General features: G+C 45.9%; 17 protein-coding genes. 8 read left to right on the forward strand and 9 right to left on the reverse strand.

Annotation, left to right across the window (positions count from 1 at the left end):
* Positions 1-182: 182 nt before the first annotated feature.
* Together QUA42_RS06285 and QUA42_RS06290 are read left to right on the forward strand one after the other, a co-directional pair.
* Positions 183-302, forward strand: a complete 120-nt coding sequence (locus QUA42_RS06285; protein WP_333067056.1) for a hypothetical protein — start codon at positions 183-185, stop codon at positions 300-302.
* Positions 299-1408, forward strand: a complete 1110-nt coding sequence (locus QUA42_RS06290; RefSeq protein ID WP_333136063.1) for an extracellular solute-binding protein — start codon at positions 299-301, stop codon at positions 1406-1408. Before QUA42_RS06285 ends, QUA42_RS06290 begins: the two co-directional genes overlap by 4 nt.
* 249 nt (positions 1409-1657) lie before the next feature.
* Here QUA42_RS06290 and QUA42_RS06295 read toward each other — a convergent pair whose 3' ends face one another.
* From QUA42_RS06295 to QUA42_RS06315, 5 genes are all read right to left on the reverse strand, one after another.
* Entirely contained in the window at positions 1658-2494 is an 837-nt protein-coding gene (locus QUA42_RS06295; RefSeq protein ID WP_333136065.1) for a DUF1963 domain-containing protein, read from the reverse strand.
* Between the two features lie 103 nt (positions 2495-2597).
* Positions 2598-3128 (reverse strand): hypothetical protein, encoded by a 531-nt coding sequence (locus tag QUA42_RS06300; RefSeq protein ID WP_333136067.1) that lies wholly within the window; start codon positions 3126-3128, stop codon positions 2598-2600.
* A 297-nt stretch (positions 3129-3425) separates the two neighbouring features.
* Positions 3426-6644, reverse strand: a complete 3219-nt coding sequence (locus tag QUA42_RS06305) for a PAS domain-containing protein (protein WP_333136069.1) — start codon at positions 6642-6644, stop codon at positions 3426-3428.
* Between the two features lie 672 nt (positions 6645-7316).
* Positions 7317-8447: an aldo/keto reductase gene (locus QUA42_RS06310; protein ID WP_333136071.1), complete on the reverse strand. Its 1131-nt coding sequence runs from the start codon at positions 8445-8447 to the stop codon at positions 7317-7319.
* 5 nt (positions 8448-8452) lie between these two features.
* On the reverse strand, positions 8453-8959 hold the full coding sequence (locus QUA42_RS06315; protein ID WP_333026715.1) for a bifunctional nuclease family protein: 507 nt from the start codon (positions 8957-8959) through the stop codon (positions 8453-8455).
* Positions 8960-9188: 229 nt separating this feature from the next.
* On the opposite strand from QUA42_RS06315, the gene ribE reads away from it, so the two are divergent.
* Together ribE and QUA42_RS06325 are read left to right on the forward strand one after the other, a co-directional pair.
* The gene (gene ribE / locus QUA42_RS06320) at positions 9189-9902 is read left to right on the forward strand and encodes a riboflavin synthase (protein WP_333136073.1); all 714 of its coding nucleotides are present in this window, start codon (positions 9189-9191) and stop codon (positions 9900-9902) included.
* A 415-nt stretch (positions 9903-10317) separates the two neighbouring features.
* Entirely contained in the window at positions 10318-11505 is a 1188-nt protein-coding gene (locus QUA42_RS06325) for a glycosyltransferase family 2 protein (protein ID WP_333136075.1), read from the forward strand.
* 48 nt (positions 11506-11553) lie between these two features.
* On the opposite strand, the gene QUA42_RS06330 is transcribed toward QUA42_RS06325, so the two are convergent.
* Together QUA42_RS06330 and QUA42_RS06335 are read right to left on the reverse strand one after the other, a co-directional pair.
* Positions 11554-13929 carry a hypothetical protein gene (locus QUA42_RS06330; protein ID WP_333136077.1) on the reverse strand — a complete coding sequence of 792 codons (2376 nt, stop codon included), beginning with the start codon at positions 13927-13929 and terminating at the stop codon, positions 11554-11556.
* Positions 13930-14003: 74 nt separating this feature from the next.
* Positions 14004-15791, reverse strand: a complete 1788-nt coding sequence (locus QUA42_RS06335; RefSeq protein WP_333136079.1) for a peptidoglycan DD-metalloendopeptidase family protein — start codon at positions 15789-15791, stop codon at positions 14004-14006.
* Between the two features lie 431 nt (positions 15792-16222).
* On the opposite strand from QUA42_RS06335, the gene pgeF reads away from it, so the two are divergent.
* Together pgeF and QUA42_RS06345 are read left to right on the forward strand one after the other, a co-directional pair.
* Positions 16223-17101: a peptidoglycan editing factor PgeF gene (gene pgeF / locus QUA42_RS06340; protein WP_333136080.1), complete on the forward strand. Its 879-nt coding sequence runs from the start codon at positions 16223-16225 to the stop codon at positions 17099-17101.
* Positions 17102-17344: 243 nt separating this feature from the next.
* Positions 17345-17956, forward strand: coding sequence for a CPP1-like family protein (locus QUA42_RS06345; RefSeq protein ID WP_190663744.1), 612 nt, complete (start codon positions 17345-17347; stop codon positions 17954-17956).
* Positions 17957-18109: 153 nt separating this feature from the next.
* On the opposite strand, the gene QUA42_RS06350 is transcribed toward QUA42_RS06345, so the two are convergent.
* Positions 18110-18796 (reverse strand): HAD family hydrolase, encoded by a 687-nt coding sequence (locus QUA42_RS06350; protein WP_333136083.1) that lies wholly within the window; start codon positions 18794-18796, stop codon positions 18110-18112.
* 500 nt (positions 18797-19296) lie between these two features.
* Between QUA42_RS06350 and QUA42_RS06355 the strand changes: the two genes are divergently transcribed.
* Together QUA42_RS06355 and QUA42_RS06360 are read left to right on the forward strand one after the other, a co-directional pair.
* Positions 19297-21426: a diguanylate cyclase domain-containing protein gene (locus QUA42_RS06355; protein WP_333136084.1), complete on the forward strand. Its 2130-nt coding sequence runs from the start codon at positions 19297-19299 to the stop codon at positions 21424-21426.
* Positions 21407-21940 carry a GNAT family N-acetyltransferase gene (locus tag QUA42_RS06360; protein WP_333136086.1) on the forward strand — a complete coding sequence of 178 codons (534 nt, stop codon included), beginning with the start codon at positions 21407-21409 and terminating at the stop codon, positions 21938-21940. Before QUA42_RS06355 ends, QUA42_RS06360 begins: the two co-directional genes overlap by 20 nt.
* A 20-nt stretch (positions 21941-21960) precedes the next feature.
* On the opposite strand, the gene hppD is transcribed toward QUA42_RS06360, so the two are convergent.
* Positions 21961-23022: a 4-hydroxyphenylpyruvate dioxygenase gene (hppD, locus tag QUA42_RS06365; protein ID WP_333136088.1), complete on the reverse strand. Its 1062-nt coding sequence runs from the start codon at positions 23020-23022 to the stop codon at positions 21961-21963.
* Between the last annotated feature and the right edge of the window lie 204 nt (positions 23023-23226).

A 23226-nucleotide genomic window follows, 5' to 3' on the forward strand; every position in this document is an offset into this window, starting at 1 on the left:
AGATGCAGTCGATCGACCCGGCTGGCGAGCCAAACTGGCTCAAAGGAACTTGCAGCACAGAAATTAGGCGTTAAGTTGAGGGAGTTTTCGGCATGGGAAAGCTCGCTCAACAAGGTAGAAGGTAAAATCAGGGCAAGAGTCCAACAGACTCAGAGCGCAGCAGAACCGAGTACAATGGCTCTGTGTTTGAGGAAGAAATAAGACAAATCGGCGCCAATTACCGGACTCGACAAACAATTATTTCCCGGGCTGTAGAACACAAAACGATCGGTCAATATTTAGAAAAGCGGATTCACAGGTGAAACGAAGGTCTTTGCTATTGGGGGCCGCCACCCTAACTTTAAGTCAATTGGCGGCAGGGTGCGACTCGAAGCCCATTCTCAAAATTCGATCGCTCAAAAACGGTATTCCGGCCCAACTGGTAAGCAAATTTAGCCGCGATGTACAACCGTCTCCGCTTTTGCAGGTAACGCAAGAAGGACAATTAAAAGAATTATTCGCCCTGTTGCAGGAGTGGAAACAGGTTCCCCAATCAAAAAATCAAGCTAACTTGGTGATGTTGGGAGATTACTGGCTGACTTTGGCAATTAGGCAAAAATTGATTAAGCCGCTCGATCCTGCTAAGTTGCCTAATTGGGCACAATTGCCCCAAAGGTGGCGAAATTTGGTAACGCGAAACGATGACGGTTTCTTAGATGCCAGAGAAAACGTTTGGGGTGTACCTTACCGCTGGGGAAGTACGGTAATCGCCTATCGAACCGACAAATTTAAGGCTTTGGGGTGGACTCCGACAGATTGGAAAGACTTGTGGCGATCAGAATTGCGCGATCGAATTTCTCTGCCGGACAGTGCCAGAGAAGTTATCGGTTTAACATTAAAAAAACTCGGAAAATCTTACAATACGCAGCAATTAGATCGAGTCCCCAATCTTAAAAAAGAACTCGCAAATCTGCACCAACAAGTTAAACTTTATAGTTCGGACTCTTACCTGCAACCATTAATTTTAGGCGATACTTGGTTGGCAGTAGGTTCCTCTGGGGACTTGCTGCCGCTGCTGCAAACTCAAAAGGATATTGCTTTAGTAATTCCTGTTTCGGGAACTGCACTTTGGACAGATTTGTGGGTAGAACCAGCATCAGGGAATTCAGTTTCTTTAGTGGAAAAATGGATTGATTTTTGCTTGCAGCCTCGGGTTGCTCCTCAATTATCTTTGCTGGCTAAGGCTAGTTCGCCGATAATTGTCGGCATGAAACCCGAGGATTTGCCGGAAGCTGTTCGCACTAATTCTGTGTTGTTGCCGGATGCTAAGATTCTTGCTGCTAGCGACTTTCTGCTGCCGTTTGGGGATGCGGGGATTGCCCAATATCGATCGCTCTGGCAAGAAACTAGGCAAGTAGTGAAAGGCTAAAATTTCACTACGTTGTGAGGTACGTAGTTGCGCTTCAGTGCTCTTTTATCTATGAAAGAGCAGGGAGCATCGCAGTTTTGCATTTATAGTGCTGTCCCCGCTCCCGTATTATACAATAGGCGAGCGGGACATTATTCAAAGAAAAAATGCTTTTTACAAAAATGAGATGCTTCCAAAGAGTGCTGAAGCGCAACTACGTACCTTAGAAAATAAAAAAATAGCACGGGTTGAAGTGTTGGTATTTTAATTTTAATAACAATCGTAATTATAGATCACCTGAGAAAAATCTAATTTCTCTAAGTCCTCAGCACGAATCAAAAAGTTACCTACTCCATCATCACCCCAACAAATTTCATCATCACTAATCATGTGTAAGAGTACAACTTTATGGTCTTGGTATTGCGGGCTATACTCACGAGGATCAGTTTGCGTAAAGTAGCCGTATCCCCCTATTTTATGGTCGATGTCGTATAAATTAGCATAATACCAATCATTTAATTTGTAATCATCTGCCTCCATTACATCAAAGAATAGTTTAAGCTTTTGTTCTCCAAAAAAATTATTAAATTGATAGTCTGCTGGGCAAACCCACTCATTGTCAGGACTAAATTGTAAAGCCAAACATTCTTGCGAATTATTCACGTATTTATAGTTTAAAGGTGAAAATCCCTTAACTTCTTGATTCAACAAAAAAGCAAAATCTGTTTGATAATTATTTGTGTCAATTTCAGGAAAATACAATATTTTAAAATCTTTTTGGTTGTCCAAATTATCTAAATCCATGCCATATAAATCTGTGTCACCGATATAAAACTGCAAAATTCCTTTTTTGGGGAAAGGTGCTAAATCTGGCACTTGGGCAAAGATTTCCTCAAAATTGAGTTGTGCCAAAATGTGCATATATTTTCCATCACTATCTTTGGGAAAATTGTAACCTTTCGGCAAGTAAGGAACTCCGCCAAATTTGCTTGACCACAAATCTGTAGCCTTGCGTTCGTAAGTGATTTTGATAACAGGCTTTTCTGAACTTTCAATTTCTTGGCGAAAAGGTTCTAATTCAGCAGGAAGCTCAAGGGGTGTTTTCATTTTTTAATACGAATTATAAACCGCATTTATTAGCTCAAAGGCACGGTGCATCAGCTTTTGATTTATCGATTATCCCAAAAATCTCTCTAGCTGAGGCACCCTACTAAAATCCTTTGAGTTTGCCTCGAAGACCGGGATTTGACAGAGATTCTAAATCGATTTTACAGCTTTGCCGATCGCCCTTGCACGAATAAACTGCCAAAGCATTGCCTTGACGGTTGCAGACTCGCACATTGTAACCGTATTCGCTGGCGACACTGCCAAAGCGGTTGACAAACTGATAGCGTTCCATATAATCGAGCAAACTCCAAAGTTGGCGGTTAACTATGATAATTACCCAAGTATTGCCGGGATCGACAAACCAGCGATCGAGCAATTTGCCGCCATAGAGTTTTTGAGCTAACCACAGACTTGGCACGCTTTTTTCGGTTTGCGAAAGCGGGGGCGACGGGAAATTAGCAGCGTTGCCAGTCGGGCAGGCCTGCTGCTGGGAAAATGCCGCAGATTCCTCACACAGCAAGGCTCCGAGGCACGCAGAACCCGCAGTCAGGAACAAAAATAAACTTTTTGTCAAAATGCCGTGTTTGCGGCGGAAAACTTGATTTTTGGGGCGCAATTTGTGGTAATTCATCATATTATTAGACTTGAATGGCATAAATCATTCATTGATACAGAAACCGCAGATGTAAGGCAGATAAACACGGATAAACGCAGATAATTTTAAATTACTCGTTACTAGGCTGGAGCCTAGTAACGCAGATCCGGAGGCTCTGCCTCCATGTTTCCAAGCGAGGCAGAGCCTCTAGATTTAGGTTCCCAGGCTCCAGCCTGGAAGTTAATTTTATTATTCTTCAGTCCGCGGAGGCGGACATTGTTTGTATAGTAGCGGTTTCAACCGCCGACTCTTCTTGCTCTTATTTCTGCAAAATTATTAAAATTCCGATCGCTTAAACAATGAAGCAGGCAGACAAGCAGTAAAAGTAGAGCCGCAATTTAACTCGCTAGTAACTTCAATATCGCCGCCCATCATCTGACAAAAACGCTGGCTGATAGTCAGTCCCAAACCAGTACCACCGTACTTGCGAGTAGTTGAATTGTCGGCTTGAGTAAAAGGTTGGAACAGTCGCTCTTGCTGCTCTGGTGTCATGCCGATGCCCGTATCTGTCACTCGGAAAATTAAAAATTCTGCATCCAAAATTAACAGTTGAGCAACTCTCGGTTGATATTTATTTTTTAATTCTTCACTGGTAATTCTTTCGACAGTAAGCACGATCGTCCCATTAGCAGAAAATTTAGCAGCATTGCTGAGCAAATTCAGCATTACCTGCCGCACTTTCATCAAATCGCCGTGCATCGCGCCGATATTGTCAGAACTCAATACTTCCAAAGTATTGCCGTTTTTATCCATTAGCGGTTTGATAGTTGTTATCACCTCCTCGATTAAGCCTCCAACATCGAAGCTTTCGAGGTAAATCTCCATCTTGTCAGCTTCAATTTTGGAGATGTCGAGAATGTCCTCTATCAGCCGCAGCAAGTGTTTGCCAGCAGTGCGAATTTTATCTAAATCCGAGACTACCTCTAAGTTGCCTAACTCTTCGGCATCTTCCACCAGCATATCGCTGTAGCCGATAATCGCATTCAGGGGAGTTCGCAACTCGTGGCTCATGTTTGCCAGAAAAGCACTCTTGGCGCGATTGGCGAGTTCTGCGGCTTCTTTTGCCAACTGCCACGCTTCCTCAGCGTCTTTGCGTTCGGTGATATCCCGCAGTGTCGCCACCACTGCTTCGACGCTGCCGTCTGTCGCACAAACGGGGCTGAGAATGTACTCGTAGTCGCGGGTTCCCCAGCTTGCGGTGGGGACAATTACTTCGCCTTTCACGGGCTCGGCTGTGGCAAATATGCCGTGGCATTCTTGGTGAACCCGCTGCATAATTGTTGGCGACCAGCCTAATTCCTGCCAGGTTTTGCCAATCATTTCTCTGGGGTTCATGCCGGCAGCTTGAGCCGCGGTGCGGCTGACATAAGTGTATTTTCCCGATCGATCTACTAGAAAAATTAGGTCAAGAGAAGCGCCGAGAATGCCGTCAACTGTTCTGGCGTGTCGGGCTACCTGAGCCGTCATTTGTCTGACTGTGATGGCGCCGCGGACTCTGGCGGCGAGTTCAAACCGCAAGAGTTCGTTGGCTTGTTTGAGGAATAGGGTGCGCTGTTCGACTTCTATTTCTAGTTCTGCTTTGGCTTTTTCTAGGGTGAGTTCGGCAAGTTTGTGATCGCTCACATCTGTAGAAATTGTACCGACTGCATAAGCTTTGCCTTCGGAGTTGCAGAGAGGAAATTTCAGAGAAATATAAGTGTGCGGGCCGTCGTCTTGAGGGATAATTTCTTCGATGGTTAGAGGCGAGGAGGATTCGAGAACTTTCAGGTCGTTTTCTCGCAAGGCTGCTGCTTTGTCTAGGGGAAAAATATCGCCGTCAGTTTTCCCTGTTATTTGCTCTTTTGCGATGTCGAACAAATTGTCAAAATGGCGGTTTGTGAGCAGGTATTTTCCGTCAACATCTTTGATGTAAATTACTGCTGTTGAGTTGTCTAAAATAGCTTGTAGCAGTGCTTCGCTCTTTCGCAGGGCTTTTTGAGTGTTTTGGCGATCGAGTATTTCTGGCTGCAATTCCAAGTTGAGGCGATTTAAGTCTTGCCAAGCTTCCTGGACTAAATTTAAGGCGATCGCGCTTTTTTCTAGTTCTGTATTTACCTGCCGCGACTGGTTTGAGACAGAGTTTTCGGGCAATTCTAGGGGTTGGAAAGCGAGCGGGATGTGGGGATTTGCGATCGGGCCAGCGCCCGCCAATTTTTTATATCGAAAATCTACGGCTAATTGACGATCTAAACTCGATTTTTTAAGGAATAAATCGGGGAATTCGCCGAAATTTAAATTGTCATAAATTAGATCAAACTTCCGGGCTCGCTGCGGCGGTTCGGCGCTGGAATTAGAGGGCCAATTCCCGTCTGCTGTTGATAAATCTGAGTTAGCGGGTTTGGCAATCCGGCGCGTGACGGCAACTCCCAAGGCGAAGGAGACAACGGCAGCCGCAGACATTGCCAGCAGCCAGTTATTGCCCCACCCAGTTGCGATCGAGGTTTTGGGGATAAATCGGACTAAAATTGCTACGGGTTTTCCCGCTAAATTGCCAAGGGATTTGGCAGCTACTGCATAAGTTTGACTGCCTGTTTGTACGTTTCCGGCGACTGGTTTGCCGCCGGCGGCGAGTGCAGATTTCAGCAGCGATTTTTCTGCCAGCAAGTCTGGTAAGTGTTGGTTTGTTGTAACTGCTTGCGAACTTGCCAAGACAAATTTGCCGTCAGCCAACGGTGCGTAGATAGCCTGATATCCGCCGCCCTGTAATTTGAGGTTTTCGGTGCTAGCAACCGCCGAAGTTTTGCTGATAATTTTTCCTAACACTAAGGCAGCAATCACTGTCTGATTTTTGGGATCTTTTATGGGAATTGCTGCGTAGTGGAGGAGAACAGGGCGATCGCCATTTCCGGGCGGCAAAGAGCCCAATTGTTTCTGAACTTCCGATTTGGCAATAATTTCGGTGGCGGTAATTGGCTCTTTTGCAGCGAATACTCGCTCGACTATTTTTTGCAGGTTAAAACTTTTTCCCTTTTGGTTGGAGTTGACGCTAACGACAATCTGCCTGTTTTTTCCCACTAAGGCCGCGCTGTCTATTTCCCCTGTTTTGACTTGATTTTCTAGAACTTGCTTGACTGATTTTCGCAAATCTGATATTTTTTTACCGCTGTTGTAAGCTAAGGCTGTTTGGGCGATCGTTTTGCTGTCAGAGGAGTTTTGCAAACGTTCGGCGGCGCGATCGAGTTGGAGATTGTAGTTGATTTCACTAAGGCTCAGTTCGGATTTAGCTTGATTTTGTAGTTGATTGCTTCCAACTGCTGATGTGAGCCAAAGTGCTGCTGCCGTTAGTCCTATGGGCAAGATTGTTTGTAAAGTCAGCAGTCCGATTAGCTGTTTTCTGGTAACAGATAAGTTGTAGGTACAAGGCTTGAAAGCAGCTTTCAATCTTCTTTCGGAAGTCGCAACTTTAGTTGGCTGCAGACAATTTTGCTGGCTGTCGTTTAACTGAGTATGAGCCATAGTAGTAGATGGGGAATCGGTTATAGATGATAGGCCATCAATTAATCGGGAAGGCAATCAATTTTAGATTTTAGATTTTAGATTTTAAATTTTATACTTCGGCGTGATCGGTCAGTTGAACGATTTTAGATTTTATATCGAGTTTGGCTAATCACTCCTCATAAAATTGTTGCCTCTCGCCGCCAACCAAGCAAGAAAATGACTGGGGGATTCTCAAAAAAATCTGTTTCTCGCTGTTAATCATATTGTGTTATTTAGTTGTTTTTACATATAATATTTTCGGCTCCTATTTAAAGTGTGTTGGGAGCATCCAAATGAGTGCTTTCACAGGAGTGTTCGCGGTTAGATGTAGGCTTTGCTGTGCAAGGTACTCGCACTCCTCAAAAACGCTTTTTGCAAAATCGGGATGCTCCCACATACAGTCCTAAAACGAAGTAGTTTATCGATCGACTGTATCGTAAATTCAGTTAAACTGAGATGTTGCACCATTCTCAATAAGCCTTGTAGGGGCGGGATCTGGGCCCTCCCCACAAGAAAATGCACTTTTTGTGGAACAGGCCGCAAAGCCTGTTAAGCGAGAATGGTGGAAGATTTCAGGTTAAACCAAAGTTTAGCGTAATTATTGCAACACTTAGATACGCTCGATCGGCTTTTCCCTGCTTTACCTTTTTTTCAATCCCACAACCGCCTGCCTGCTTTGCCCCCCAGTCGCTGGTGAGTATCTTTGAGCAGGCTTGGGATGTCTAACTCTTCGGGACACCGGGGCAAACATTCGCCACAATCGGTGCAGCGGTTGCCTTTGCTCCCGGCAAACCAGTGTCCGGCATTTTCAAACATGGCGTAGCGGTATTTGCCAAAGTCAGTCATGTCGCACCCGACGGCGAGATTGCGGAGTCGCAATACTTCGGGAATGTTGATGTTTTCCGGGCAAGGCAAACAGGCATAGCACTGGCTGCATTTGTCGGTTTTCAAAGTGTCTGCAATAGCCGATTCTAGCCGATCGAACGCAGCGATTTCAGCGTTGGTGAGGGGAAAGTCGCGATCGCCATATTTCAGAGGTTGCTCTAATTCTGTCGCATTTGCAGGGCCCACACTCAAAGTCCCAATCCTCGTATCGCTGAGTAAAAACCGATAGTTTAACTCTAAGGGCGAGAAAGGCGAGCACAATTTTGCGAGAGTTTCCGGGGGCGTGTAGAGTTGCCCTCCTTTATCTGCCGGGGAAATGATGAAAACGCCCATATCTTTGTCTTTAGCGAGTTTAATTGCCGGGGCGTTGCGCTGAAAAAAATAGTAATAATGCAGATTGACAAATTCAAACCAATCTGTATTGATTGCAGCCAAAATCAGATCCAAAGGCCCGTGAGTCGAAAAGCCGACGTGCCGAATGCGACCATCAGCCAGGGCTTTGCGTACAGATTCCATGCAGCCTGTGGGCGATCGCACCCAAGCCAAATGTTCCCAAGTATTCAAACCGTGAATTGCCAGACAATCGATATAGTCTAAATTCAGGCGTTTGAGGGATGCGTCGATGCAGCGTTCCATTGCTGCTGCATCCTCGGTTGGGGAAATTTTTGTAGTGACGTGGAGGCGCGATCGATCGACACACAAACCAGCCGAAAGGGCCGCGCCAAGATATTCCTCACTGCAACCGTAACCCGCCGCCGTTTCCAGGTGATTGATTCCCTGAGACACTGCCTGTTGTACAGTCTGACAGGCAGTTTCCTCAGAAGCCAAATAGCGCATCGTTCCCAAGGAAAATACAGACAGGTGCAACTCCGTTTTGCCAAACCGTCGATAGCGCATAAAGTTTAGGAAGTTTCGCCCGGGCTGAAGCCGCTTCTTTTAATCAAATCCTCTGGACGGAGGTTTGAGATAAATTCCCGGAAGGCCCGGCGTTCTGCCTCATCAGCATCTCGATCAACCGGTATCGAAGCATCGGCGACGACTTCTTCCATCACCCAGATGGGGCTATTCGTACGCAGGGCTAGAGCTATAGCGTCGCTAGGTCGGGCATCGATCTCTTTTTTAACTTCTCCCTGACGGACGATCAGCACGGCATAGAACGTGTTATCTTGCAGCGAGTGAATAACTATGCGCTCCAAGGTAAGACTCCAGGCCTCTAAAAAATTGACCATCAGATCGTGAGTTAAGGGCCGAGGAGGCTTGTGGCCTTCGATCGCGCTAATAATAGCCTTTGCTTGCTCCTGACCGATATAAATAGGCAAAGCCCGTCGCTCAGTAGCGTCTCTCAATAGGACAATAGGACTGCGCGTGGCTGCATCTAAGGCAATTCCAGCGACTTTCATTTCAATCATTCGATCGGCCTCATAGAATTAAGAAACTGTAAGGCAGTAGAGAACTTGGACATAAAGATCACCTAAATCCAGTATGACTTGATCTTCGCCTGAATCTGCAACAGATCGGGGACTGTCGATTTTAGATTTTAGATTGAGTCCGGGGGACAGGGGGACGGCAAAACCTCCTGTCTCTGGTTTGTCCCTATGGTTTGATGTAAATAAGCGATCAACTACGGTAAAAATACTTATGTTTACAGGACTAATTCAATCTCTCGGAAAGCTGAAGTCGCTAGGCAACGATTATTTCCAAATTTCCTGCACATCAAACAGCTCCTACCAGATTTTACAAGATTTAGCCATTGGGGACAGCGTAGCCGTGGATGGAGTCTGTTTGACGGTAGTGGAAGTTCTGCCACAAGGTTTTGTCGCCGTCGCTTCCCCAGAAACTCTCCGCCGCACTACTCTGGGATCATTCCCCGATGCTTTGGTGAACCTAGAAACCTCCCTGCGGGCCGGTAGCAAATTGGGGGGACATTTTGTGACGGGGCACGTAGATGCGATCGGCACTTTAGCCACATCAACCCAAACAGCCAACGCTTGGGAGATGCGGTTTACTGCCCCACCAGCAACCAATTCGGGATGGCAGCGTCAAATCGCACCTTACATTGTTTCCAAGGGCAGTATCGCCGTCAACGGCATCAGCTTAACCGTGGCAGATTGCGATGCTGACGGCAATTGGTTTGAAGTTGCTGTTATTCCCCACAGTTTTGGTGAGACAAACCTCAGCTATTTGCAACCAGGAAGTTTAGTTAATTTAGAAGCAGATATTCTGGGCAAATATGTCGGCAAATTTCTCCGCAGCGGCTCAAAATCCCATTCCGAACCTTGGGAAGAAACCCCCGCAATCAACAATTTGGAAACTATTACACCGGAATTCTTAGCAGAACACGGATTTATTTAATCAATGAAACAAGAAAAATCATGGCTGAACGAAGTAGCTGTGGGCTGCGTCAGCCACGAATTATTTTATCAATAATTGACTGCTCTGAGCTGACGCACCTACTAACTGCGGTCCCTCAATTAAATTCTTGTAACTTCTGGAGATTTTCTTTGCTATCCTGGATTTTATCAATTAACGTCTCCTTACCTCTAAAAATCTAACTTTTAGTTGTACTCTATCACCATTCTCTTGGTTGGAAAAACTCATTGAAACGTGCTACATACCATTGACGTTGAACAGAGAATGCGGTAAATTGTTATTAGGAATTTTTAGCTATCTCTTCCACCGACTGTGTAACTCCTGACTGCGACGAGTGTAAGGTAGAGCTGACAATCTATAAAGCAAAAAAAATTTTGAAAAACCTTGTTAAAAGCCAATGCAGCCAGATTCTCAAAAATCCCCCAATTTTCCTCTCGTCTCAGTCATTATTCCTGCATACAACGCTGAGCCATTTATTGAAGAAGCGGTGAAATCTGTTCTGGCTCAAACTTATCCAGCAATTGAAGTTTTAGTAGTCGATGACGGTTCCCAGGATCGAACCCCTGAAATTGTAGAAAAAATTGGCAAGAAAGATTCTCGCGTCCAGCTTCTGAAACAGCCAAATTCTGGAGTCGCTGCTGCTCGAAACTTAGGAATTGAAAAGTCGAGAGGAGAATATATTGCCCCCATTGATGCCGATGATATTTGGTATCCTGAAAACATTGAAAAACAAGTTCAATGTATGTTGGAGGGAGGAGCAGAAGTAGGGGTGGTTTATTCCTGGACAGTGGACTTGGATGAAAAAGGATTGCTAACAGGAGGATTCCGGTCTTTTAAAATTGAGGGTGACGTGTACGCGACCCTAATCTGCCACAACTTTATAGGAAACGCTAGTGCTTCTCTGATCCGTCGCAGTTGTTTGGAAAAGGTGGGGGTTTATGACAAGACATTGAGGGAACGGAATGCTCAATGCTGTGAAGACTGGGACTTGTACCTGCGGATAGCAGAGCTTTATCAATTTCGAGCCGTGCCGGAATTTTTAATTGGCTATCGCAGGATGTATAACACTATGTCTACCAACTATACGACAATGGCGAAGTCTCACTCTTTGATGCTGGAAGCCGCCAAGCAACGGCATCCCGAAATTCCAGATTTTCTGCATCGATTATCTAATTTTTTGCTGTACTTAGCGAACAAAAGCAGCCGCAACGGCCGCGATCGCACCACGCTCTTTTGGTTATTCCAAGTTTTAAAAACTGACTGCATCTCACCCTTAGCCCGTTCTGGCTTTTACAGAGTATTGGAAAAGAACTTTTTAAACCTATTATCCCCCTCTTGGAAACATCAGGAGGCTCTAGATGCACCTGTGAGAGTAGAAGATACGCCATCCTCGGAGAACCAATTGATCAGCCGCGAGGTGTTGGTAGAGAGCCGGCGCCAAAATATCGAATTAATGGTAACGATAGGGAACATTTTTCACCGTTCAATTTCCCTCATTGTCAAGCGAAATCCAACAAATATTGACACGATCCCTCAAGTGAACCTTACCGCCACACCACCGACAAAGGCAGAGTTGTGTGAATGAAAAAGGAAATTCAGCCTATAAAAAACTTAACTGCTTCGCGATGAGCAGTTACCAATTTTTCAAGCGATATAGCACCGACTCAGTATTAAAATCTTTCCCGAAAACTGGTTGTAGCGGGCCCTGAGCACTTGTCAGCCAAGATAAAGCTTTTCTGGTAGCTGCGTTTGTATCAGTCAGGGGCCCGAATCCCACAGTCCTAATTTTATTTTGCCGCAGGTTGTCAATCCATGCCGAAAGTCGATCGGCTCTAAACGGCACATATAAAACTTGTCTGTCCAAATTTCTCCCGTAAAACAGGTAGCTGCGCGAACTTAAAAAGAAGCCTATTCTTTCATCTGGCACTGTATTTTTATCAATATATTCGTAAATACCACGATACAGCTCGGTGCGTGCAAAATCTCGCTTTTCCCTCCAATGACCAATTACTATCAATCCTATACAGACACCAATTATCACTATGTAAATCGATTTTTTTCGTGTGGGAAATAGATGATTCAGCCATCCTAAGCCAGGATTGATTTTCAACAATATCGCAGCCAGCGTCATTGACACAAGATAAAATATCGGAGATCTTAATATATCTTGCCAACTGGGGGCTAATATTTTTCCGATATTATTAATAGCTTCGACTGGGTTAGACTTAAAATTGTCAATCAACAAACTCCCCCAAACAATACTATCTCCGGTGAAAGAAGCATTTTTAATATAATCAAAAATTGTGTTGCTAGTAATTCCGAAAAAAACACTAACCAAAACCACTTCCAGAATAAATTTATTTTGAGTTTTCAAGAGAGTTGCTGTAGCTGCTGCGGCAACGGCGAGTACGCTTAAAAAGGGAAATCCGTATCTGAGGTTAAAACCGAGTATAGGGCTGAGTTTACCGATCGACTCTCCGACAGTACCGGAGGTGTAAGGTGTAATTAGGTACAGAATTCCTGTACTGGCGAGAAGTACAATTAAAATAATATTATTTTGATTAATTCTTCTGGTTTTACCCTGGATAAAAGCCAGAGGTGCTGCCAATACCTGAAGTGCGATCGCCAGAAAGGGCAGTTGCAACCTAATGATAATTTGTAAGCCGACAGTTTGCCAGTGGGAAAAATTGCTGGGATTAAATTGAGCTGCTAAAGTGCTTTGCCAAATCTTTAGAAGTGGCGAAGCGGGTGGCTGCTGTACCGGAGGTGTTAGCCCAGGTACGGGAGACGGTAAGGGAACAGGCTCTAAAGGAATTTTAATATCGCCGACTTCGCTGACAGGATAATTGATTTGCAGCAAGTTTCTCGCATACCAAAAACCTCCTAAAAGCAAGCAACAAGCTACGCCGCACAGCAAGACTGGTTTAAGAAAGTGGCGAATTCTAAATTTAGCTGATGTAGATTTTTTATTAACCGCGAATCTTTTAATTTCTAATATTGCTAACCCTCCTAAAAGTGAGGCAGCATAGACTATCCCAGTGATTTTTATTCCGGCTAGCATTCCTGCGGCTGCCAAAAATAGGGAGAGTTCCGAGTGCGATCGGCTGCTATGATATGATAAACCTAGATACAAACCGACTGTAAATATTGCAGCTAGCGGTAAGTCGGGGTGAATGGTGTTAACTTGGTTGAGCATCATGGGTACTGTCAATACTAAAGATGCTGCTGCCATACCGTGAATTCGCGTTGCTCCAAATTTTACGCTTAATAGATAGACTGCAATTCCCTCAAGTACCCACGCAATTAGCAGGGGAAAAGCTGCTAGAAAATCTTCTCCGAAGGGAAGCACGCACAAAGCAGATAAAACGTGCCAATTGTAAGGATATACTCGGGCTTGTTCTTGTTCAAAAATCCAATTTCCCGCAGCATCTAATAATGTAAATGAATTGGTTTGATACCATCGGGCGATCGCAGGCAGGTGAAACCACAATGAATCATAATTGGTTGTTGGTTTGGTTGCCAGAGTTTCCAACAGCAAAACTCCTGCAACAGCGGTGGCAACAATAATTAGGCGTTCGGATTTGCCCAAAGGTTGCTTTAGTTGGGGAATCTGCCACTGCGAGAAGGTAAAAGTTTTGTGGTTTTTTGTATAAATCAGGATGAAGCCGATCGCACAAATCAAAATTTCTGCTATAATCACCGCAGCAATATTTAGTCGCTCGGCACTTCCTAAAATCAAGCCGATACAAACTTGTGCAATGCTCCATCCCGTCAGGAGTACGAGGAGAAAATGGGGAAATGAATAGTTATTGTTTTCTTTCTGATTCTCGAAGGCAAGAGACAAGCTTAAGGGAATCGGCCCGACTACAATAATCAGAAATAAAATTAATTCCCACAAATGCTGCGCTATTAGCATAAGCTGCAAGTTACCATTTTTTATCAGTTTTTCCTCGTTACCCGAAAGAGCCTGGTAGCGAGGAAAAGCAACGAGTTGGCGTGCTGGTTGCACAAAACATTAATTTTCTTGTGGGGTGCGCTTTTCGACCGTTCCACAAGAAAATTAATCTAAGCAATCCCTAATTTTTACCTGTTAGCTTGCTTCTGAGGTTTGGGTTTGACTGCTTCAGTATCTTTGGGCTTAGAAGTGTCAGCTTTTAACAGTTCCGGGAATGGCGGCTGGAGGTTGTGAACTTCGATGTCCATTCCCAGTGGCAGAGGTGGAAGCTGGGGCAGATCGTTTTCCAAATCCTTGAGTGAGTTAGCGGTTTGTATTTCCACCATTTTCGGCATTTGCGGTACTTTGGCGGTTTCCAAACTGCCGATCATTTTTGCCAGAGCGAATTCTAGCTGAGAGCCCGGGTCGATCGCCACCCAACCCTGGTCAGTCATTTGCCGAACCTCGAAGTGAAGGTGAGGCCCTGTAGACATTCCCGTACTGCCGACGCGGCCGATAGTCTCTCCCTGTTTCACCCACTCTCCCGGTTTCACAAACAGTTCCGAAAGGTGAGCGTAGAGAGTTTCCTGAGACTTTTTGTTGTGGTTGAGAACCACCGTCAAACCGTAGCCGCCCAACCAATCTGCGATCGCCACTTGACCCGCATAGGCTGCCAGTACGGGCGTTCCCATCGGGGCGCCCAAGTCAGTTCCCGTGTGAAACCTGCCGTAGCCCATAACCGGATGAGTTCGCCACCCAAAGGGCGAAGTAATTGCCGAAGCAATAGATAGCGGAAACAGCAAGCTGGTGTTGCCATTTCCGGGCAGGCCTGCGGGACGCGGCGTGAGATTGTAGTAAGCAAAACCGGTATTGCTGCCGCTGCTGACACTAACCGCACCGACTTGAACCGGCCCGAGTCCCATGCTGGGCGCTGGAGCGCCGCCGCCGTAAGATGCAGACCCGGCATAATACCCAGCGTCTGCGGAGTATCCAGTGTCTGCCGAGTAGCTGATGTTTGCCGAGTATCCACTGTCTGCGGAGTATCCTGCGTCTGCCGAGTAGCCGATGTTTGCTGGGTAGCGCGGGGGTGCGTAGGCAGATTCCGGGGGATTTGAACCCCCCCAAACCTGGCTGCCTATTTGTTGAACGGCTTGACCGATTTTACTGACAGGATTTCCGCTACTATTTCCTGCCACAGTTTCCCGAACAGCGCCCGGAAGGCTTTCTGGCAGATTTCGAGGAGGAGGGGCTGCAATATAGCCGTCGTCTGCGATCGGAGGTTCCTGTCTGTAGTTGGGTTCTCCGGCATCTGCTGTCACAGGCTCGGAAACAGGAGGAGGCGCGCACAAACCGCCACCTCCTTCGCAGCCGGTCGATCGTTCTGCAAACTCTATACTTGTTGGCGCTTCGTACTCTTGGTACTCGCTGGTAGCGCCAATGCTGTAGTCTGTTTGGTCGATTTCAGCGTGGGCTGGGTTAACTGGCGCTTCAAAAGGCGGCTCTTGGGCCGTCGCTTCTGGCAGGGGAATCAGCGCGGGTTCCGGCAGATAATATTCCGTGGGAGGTGGTTCGCTGGCGTACTCAGGCTCTGACGGCGGTGCGGCATCGAAAGGCTCGGAGGGCGGAACTTCTGCCTGCGGTTCAGAATAGGGTTCTGGCGACCCTTGGCTAAATTCGGGTTCCGGGGGCGGGAGAGGAGCTTCAAATAATGGCTGGAGGTCTGCCGCGCCGGGGACAGCTTGTTCGGCTGGCGGAGTTTCGGCTTGAGCCCAAACTAAGCCTTTGCTGAGCAGTCCCAGACTGGCAAGGCAACCCAGTCCCACCAGCAGTGAGCGATCGGACAAAAGGCGCGATCGAGTCCGGGTGCCTGTAGGGTTCTTTTTTTGCTGTTTGGTGTTCAAAGGGGCTGTTATTTGCTTGTCTGGAACTGGTTTCACGATTTTTTTTCCCAACTCAACAGGGGGCACAAGGATCTCGAAGTCAGGATCGAATGTATGGCAATCCTTGTCTTTATATACAGGCCTAACTGATTTTACCGGGCTTGAGGCAATTTTTTTTGCACATAGAACAAGCTCGAATGCCTTGCACATTCAGTCGCGATCGATATCCGGTTTTTTTGATCCCGATGGCACTTGCCTAGAAGTCTGTGACGGCCACACTGATGATAGCGCTTTGGCGTTCCTCTATGTTAATTAGTTACCTATATTTCTCGGGTTATGCAAAATTTCGGCGCAGTCGGTTGTCCTAAAACCGCCTGCTTCATCGCGATTGTTTCCTGAAAGCTAGCCCTGCCTTTAAACTTCGCGGACAAAATTGTTGATTGTTTAGAATACAAGCTAAATGATTCGCTTGGGGATGGATAGGTTTCATGACTGTAGCTGGCGATCGCTTGACAAATTTTCCTGACTCTGAATTGGCCGGACAACCTGACGGTATCAGTTGGGACTGGCAGAGCTGGCAAGGCTTGCCTTATCTGACTTGTAGCTTGCTTTCTCGATGGTCTCACGGCTTTTTTACTCGCGATTTCTCGCCCCAGGGGCCGATCGAGCTGACGGAAGTTCTCGAACCTGGAGCTAAGGTTTACCGACTCCAACAGGTACACGGCAATGCGGTACTCAAAACGAGTGAGTTGTCCCCGGTTGTGGCTCCGGGCCCGGAAACCGCTGCTTCAAGCTATGCTGAGGCTGATGGCTTGGTGGCAGCTCGAGAATTGGAGGCGCTCTGGGTTTGCTCGGCTGACTGTGTGCCGGTGCTGATTGCTGACGAGCGCACGGGACTGGTTGCTGCAGTTCACGCGGGTTGGCGCGGGACTGCTGCTAAGATATTACCAGAGGCGATCGCTCAACTTGTGGCACAAGGCAGTCAACTAGAAAATCTGAAGATTGCTATGGGGCCGGCGATCGCTGGAGAGGTTTACCAGGTATCTGTGGAAGTAGCAGCGGAACTGGGAGCCACCATTGCTCCTAAGAGTGTCGTTAGTGCGACAGCCGACGGCATTCTAGAGTTTTTGCACCAACTGCCGGAAACACCTGTCTTAGCCGATCCAGAACCGGGAAAAGTACGCTTGGATGTTCGCCTCTGCAATGCTCTGCAATTGCAGCAGTTGGGAATCGATGTTTCTCAAGTGGCGATCGCTCCTTTCTGTACTTATTCTGACTCGGCTCGCTTTTTTTCCTACCGCCGCGATCGACTTAAAAAAGTCCAGTGGTCGGGAATTGTGAGTGCCTGCGGGACAAGTCCCTTCTGATGGCATTTGGCAGAAGGTAAAATTTTAGACGGCCAAGATAAAAATAAAAATCTTTGGATTCATTATTTTTTATTTACGAATGCCAAATGCCTTCTAGTTTCTATTTTCGTAAGGTTTGCTGGTTCCTGTTTTAAAGCACTAAAAACTAGCAGCAAAACTTTTGGGAAAGCGGCAGAGCCCCCGCCCCGCTTTCCTCTCTTGTTAAGATTGCTCTATAACGAGAGTCTTCAGCGGGTTATTACCATGAGTGAGCCAACTCCCTATCAACTGCTTGAAGTCGATGAAGATGCTTCCTTTGATGAAGTGCAAGAGGCCCGCACGCGCCTAGCTGAGCAGTACAGCGGTGACAAGAAACGTTTGGAATTGCTCGAAGCCGCTTACGATGCGATCCTCATGGATCGCCTGCGGCAGCGACAGGAGGGTAAAATTAAAGTACCCGAACGCATCCGCTTTCCCGAGCGGCTGACTCCGCCACCCCCAAGCTTTACTCCCTCTCCTCCTAGTGGCAGCCCAGCTTGGTTGCAGCGGCTAATCGATACTCCTAGTCGATCGGACATTTTGTGGCCGGCTGGGGTGTATGTGGGGTTAGGCGGACTGAGTATTTATCCGGCAGCTAATGATGGTTTACTACAGTTGACTCTGGCTCTTGGGGTCGGCTCTTGTCTTTATTTTGTTAATCGCAAGGAACAAAAATTTGGTCGGGCTGTGCTGCTGACTGTGGCTGGCTTGGTTATCGGCTTGTTGCTGGGAGGCTTTTTGGGTTCTTTGGTCAGTCCGGCATTTATAACAACAGAGAAATTTATCGCTTTGTTTACGTTTTTAATTCTGTGGCTGGTCAGCGGTTTTCTGCGATAGTCAGCAGTCATTAGTCAGCAGTTATTAGTCAGCAGTTATTAGTCAGCAGCCAACCACTAATAACTGTGGAATCAAGACCTCCGACAAATAACCTCAGCTAACAATTAATAACTCATGACTAATGACTAATAACTAATGACTAATAACTAATGACTAATTTTTGCGACCTAAAATAATCTCAACTGCTTCGCTCAAATTGTTCGCAATTAAATCCGGTTGGTGCATTTCTAGTTGGGTGCGATCGCGAATTCCGCACAAAACACCAATTACCTTGACACCGTGCGTTTTTGCTGCTACAATGTCCGCCTCCGTATCGCCAACCATCCAAATGTCAGAAGCCGGCGGCAGTTCGGCGAGAGCTCTTGCCATCAAGAGGGGCTTATCTTTGACATCCCCGGTTTTGACGTAATCGTTGGGGAGGCAATAGCAGCGGTTTTCAGGGAAAAATTGCCCTAAATTACAGCGGTTGAAGGCTTCGTCTAGTTCCCTGACGCGACGCATGGTCAGCACCGCTAAGTCTACTCCAGCGCGCTGCACCTTTTCGAGCGTTTCCAGAGCGCCGGGCGCTGGTCGATCGTAAATCATGTAAGGGAGCGTGTGAACGGTTTGACGGCGTTTCTGGGCAAAATCGCGGGCTTGATCTGCATCTAATCCTGAGAGGATAGCAATTTCTGTTTCGGGAACCCGCGCGCGCTTCATGTCCCAAAACTCGGCTTTGGGGAGTTCGCGCACTGGTTGATCCGAACGCTTAGTCTCGGCGAGACAATACTGGTAAACTCGGTAGTAACGATCGGACACGTCCATGATCGGGCCGTCAAAGTCGGTAATAAGTCTCAGCATTTAGCAGAGTATTTTTAAGCTTTTATACAAATACTTCGATACTATATCACTTATAGGTAACACTTTCTTTACAAAAATTGACACAAATGCCCAGGGGAGGTAAGGTCTATAGGAATAGTGCTAATTAAAGAAAACATTTGAATTAAACTGTGCTACTTCTTAACTTTAGCGGTTGTCAGCCATATCGCTGAATTTAAAATTAAAATATGCCGTACAAATACTGCAAACCGCTACGTATTGTTCATAAATCTCAACCTCAATAGAGGATGATTGTGACTGCGCTTTCTCAAAAAAAACTTGGTAAAATTAATATTTTGCCTCATTTTTAAAATAAGCAAAAAACTGCTTGGGGAATCCAAAGTGTACTGTTTGCATAAATTAGCCAGCGGTACCAGATGGTGACATCTGCCAGTATAAAAATTTATATGAGAAATAGCAGTCAAAAAACAACTAACTTTACCTGCTAATTTTTGAGATTGATGCTCTACAACAATAACGAGATGCTTCCAATATTAACTGTAGAGAGCAGCCCAAGAAGTATTAATATTCTTCTTTATAAGCTTTTATCCTTACGCAGGATTGAATACCTCACAGTCGATCGGGAACTTAAGATTCAAGAAATATCTTTGAAAGTGCAAGAGTTTGCCGACCTTCATGAGGAAGTAGGCAAAGGAAAAGACGTGCGCGATAGTTTTCCCGAACTGATTGGAATTGAAGAAATCCTTGAAGGTATTATTGAACAACGAGAGCAAGACTTTCAGTTAAAATCAATTACCAGAGTTCTCAAAGACGGCTCTTATTTGTATCTAGATTTGTACATCTTTGGTTATCATGGAGAAGCCAATGCTGACAGATTGATTATTTTATGCGAAGATGTGACCGATAGCATTGCAGCTCAGCAAAGAATGGTTCAGGCTGCCAACGAAAACAGTATTAAAGTCGATTACTTAGCTGCGACTGGCGATTATATTGACAAAATTATTAATTCCCTAGGCGATGTTTTGTTAGTAACAGCAAACTCGGGAAAAATCAAAAAAGTGAATCAAGCTGCACAGCAATTATTTGGATATACCGAATCGGAATTAATCGGCCAATCCATATCCATGATTACCGCTGAGGAGGAATTGTTACGCAAAGTCAGCCAGCTACCTCCTGCACTTAAAAGCGAATATTGGCCTCAAGTAAAAGTAGCTTGCCAAACGAAAATAGGTTTAAAGCTGATTGTTGCGTTTTCATGCTCTACTTTCGAGACAAGCACAGGAAGCAAGTATGCAGATAGCGAGGTTATACAAAATTTTGTTTATATCGGCAAAGACATTACCAAGCAACAGCGCATAAAAAATTGTCAAGAAGCACAGTATGCTGTTACGCATATCCTGTCAGAATCAACTTCTCTAGATAGCGCAACTCCGAGAATTTTGCAAGCTATTTGCCAAAGTTTTGGGTGGGATATTGGCGAACTTTGGACGCCGACAGAGGGGGAGAAAGAAACTAGATTGGGTGCGGAAATAAAACGCGAAAAACAGCCGCTTTTGTGCCTGCCACTTTGCTGTTCGATCGAGGAAACTCCTGGTTGGCGGCGGGTGGCTGTTTGGCAGGCCGCGGAGGAAGTTAGCGAGTTTGCCGAAAACTACCAGCAGATTACTTTCGCTGCGGGTGAAGGTTTGCCGGGAGCGGTTTCCAGAAGCGGTACTACGCAGTGGATTACCGATCTTGTGGGCGATCGCAATTTCGTGCGATCGCGCTTGGCCGAGGAAGCAGGACTGCGATCGGGATTCGGTTTCCCCATTCACGCTAGGAGCCAAGTTGTAGGAGTAATGACTTTTTTTTGCCGGGAAGAACTGCCACCGGATCAAGATTTACTTCAGATCATAGCTGTGGTAAGTTCTCAATTAGGGGAATTTGTCAAGCGCAAATATGCAGAGCAAGAATTGCAAGAAGCTGAAGCTTCAATCCGATTTTTGTACGAACAAGAAAAACGCCAAAGTGAAGAATTAGCTCGGCAAAATGTAGCTTTAGAACAAGCCAAATTAGAATTACAAGCAGCTAACATGGAATTGCAGCGGCTCGCTTCGGTGGATGGATTGACTCAAATTCCCAACCGCCGCTGTTTTGACAAAAAATTGGAGTTAGAATGGCTGTTGATGGAGCGAGAAAAAGAGTCGCTGTCTTTAATTTTGTGCGATATCGATTTTTTCAAACTTTACAACGATCATTACGGACATCAAGGAGGCGACGAATGTTTAAAACAAGTAGCCCGGATTTTAGCTAGCCACGCTCAGCGGGCAGGAGATTTAGCCGCCCGCTACGGCGGCGAAGAATTTGCGGTAATTTTGTCGCAAACTGATGTGCAAGGAGCAAAGCAGGTAGCTGAAGCAATTCGCAGCGATTTGAAAGCAGCGGCAATTTTTCATGCTGCTTCCAAGGTAAGTAAGTTTATAACTCTCAGTATGGGGATCGCTACTACTGTACCTGCTGCTGGTTTATCGATTGAGGAGTTAATTGGAGAGGCAGATCGTGCCCTGTATCGAGCTAAACTAGAAGGGCGCGATCATATAGTTGGCCTAGACTTGAAAATAGAATTTCCGGGCCCGAAAGGAGTATTTTCTGATGATTGTGAGAGAAGCTAAAATCGATGACGCACCTGCAATCGCACGGGTTAATCTAGATACTTGGCGGACAGCTTACCGAAAAATTGTACCGACAGATTACCTCGCGCAAATGTCCTATGAAAAAGCAGAAAGCCGTTGGCAAGAAATCCTGGCAAACGTCAAAAATACTGGAGTTTTTGTATGCGTTGCTGAGAATGAATCGGGAGAAATTGTGGGTTTTGCTGCCGGTGGTGGCGAGCGCACGGGCAAATATACATATCAAGGAGAATTATTTGCCATCTATATTTTGGAGGAATATCAGCGTCAAGGAATCGGACGACAACTCGTGAGAACAGTTGCCACAAAATTGGCAGAATTAAGTTTGAACTCGATGCTAGTTTGGGTACTAGGAGACAATTCAGCCTATAGGTTTTATGAATTCTTAGGAGGTGAAAAAGTTGACGAACAACAAACAATTAGAGCCGGAGTTGCACTCAAAGAAATTGCCTACGGTTGGAAAGATATCGCAGTGCTGATTAACCCGCCGATATGACCGACAAAGTGGCATTTTTGTCAATCATCTATCAAACTTCCCCTCTTCATTTGTTCGCGTTCAATTGCCTCAAACAAAGCTCGAAAATTCCCCGCCCCAAAACCTCCCGCTTGCACCTGTTTGCCGTTAACTAAACTAACTCGGCGCTCAATAATCTCGAAAAAGAAAGTCGGTTCTGCAAAAATTGGCTGGGTAAAGATTTGCAGCAGCATCGCTGCGGGAGTATCTTCTTGCCAATCGGCTAAAACTTGACAAGCTGCAATTTCTTGCCAATCAGCAGGCAAATAGTTTTGCCGCTCCTGCAATTCGGAGTAGTATGTTGGAGGAACCGGCAGAAAAGGCAAACCGCACGATCGCAAATCGGCAACAACACCCACAATATTATTAGTTTGCAAAGCCATGTGCTGAATTCCCGGCCCCCGATTTGCGCTCAAAAACTCTTGAATTTGAGAATTAGCTGATGCCGGTTCATTAATCGGGAATTGCACCCCACCTTCAGCGTGTACCATAACTTGGCTTCGCAAAGCCGATTTCTCAGTCTGAATATCAAAATTTTGCTGCGGTTGAAAACCTAATATTTTTTGATACCAACTCACTGCACCTGACAAATCGCCCGATTCAACATTTAACACTACGTGGTCAATCCGGGTAAACAACGACCGCTTATCCGAAGCCGATAGCAGTGAATGGCTGCCAATTCGCTCCACCAGCGTATGGCTTAAATCTCCCCAGCCCGAAATTTTTGCCCGCTTAAAATAGCCTCCTGCATTTAGGTCTTCTTGAATCGGTTCCAGGATTTTAGCGCCTTCAGCAGCCGCTCTAGCTACCGCTAATTCAATGTCTTTTACTCGAAAACCCACATCGGCAATCCCTGGAGGATGAAACTTCAACCAACTAGCAGCGGGACTAGCGGGTGTCAGGGGCGAAGATAAAACAAAACATACATTGCCACTGCTGACAACTTCAGTGTGAGTGTGGCTGTCGGCATAACCTGCTATTGATTGAAAGCCTAACTGGCTGACAAACCAGTCGCGGGATACTTTAGCGTTTTCAACGTAAAATTGAATGCGATCGAACTCCATAATCAATAATTGAAAATGGAAACTGAAAAATGGAAAATCTGCTGATTTTCAAGGCGAAATTGCAAGGCAGGAATTGAGTAATGGATATTTTTCATACTTTTTATTGCGCGCCCACTTAATAATAACCTAAAGATTGAATATCCTAGCTCCCTCTGAAGGTAGAAATAAGTCGGCCCTTAAAAGAAACCCGGTGTGTGCGATAAC

The organism is Microcoleus sp. Pol11C2 (assembly GCF_036701505.1).
In the GTDB taxonomy this organism is placed as follows: domain Bacteria; phylum Cyanobacteriota; class Cyanobacteriia; order Cyanobacteriales; family Microcoleaceae; genus Microcoleus.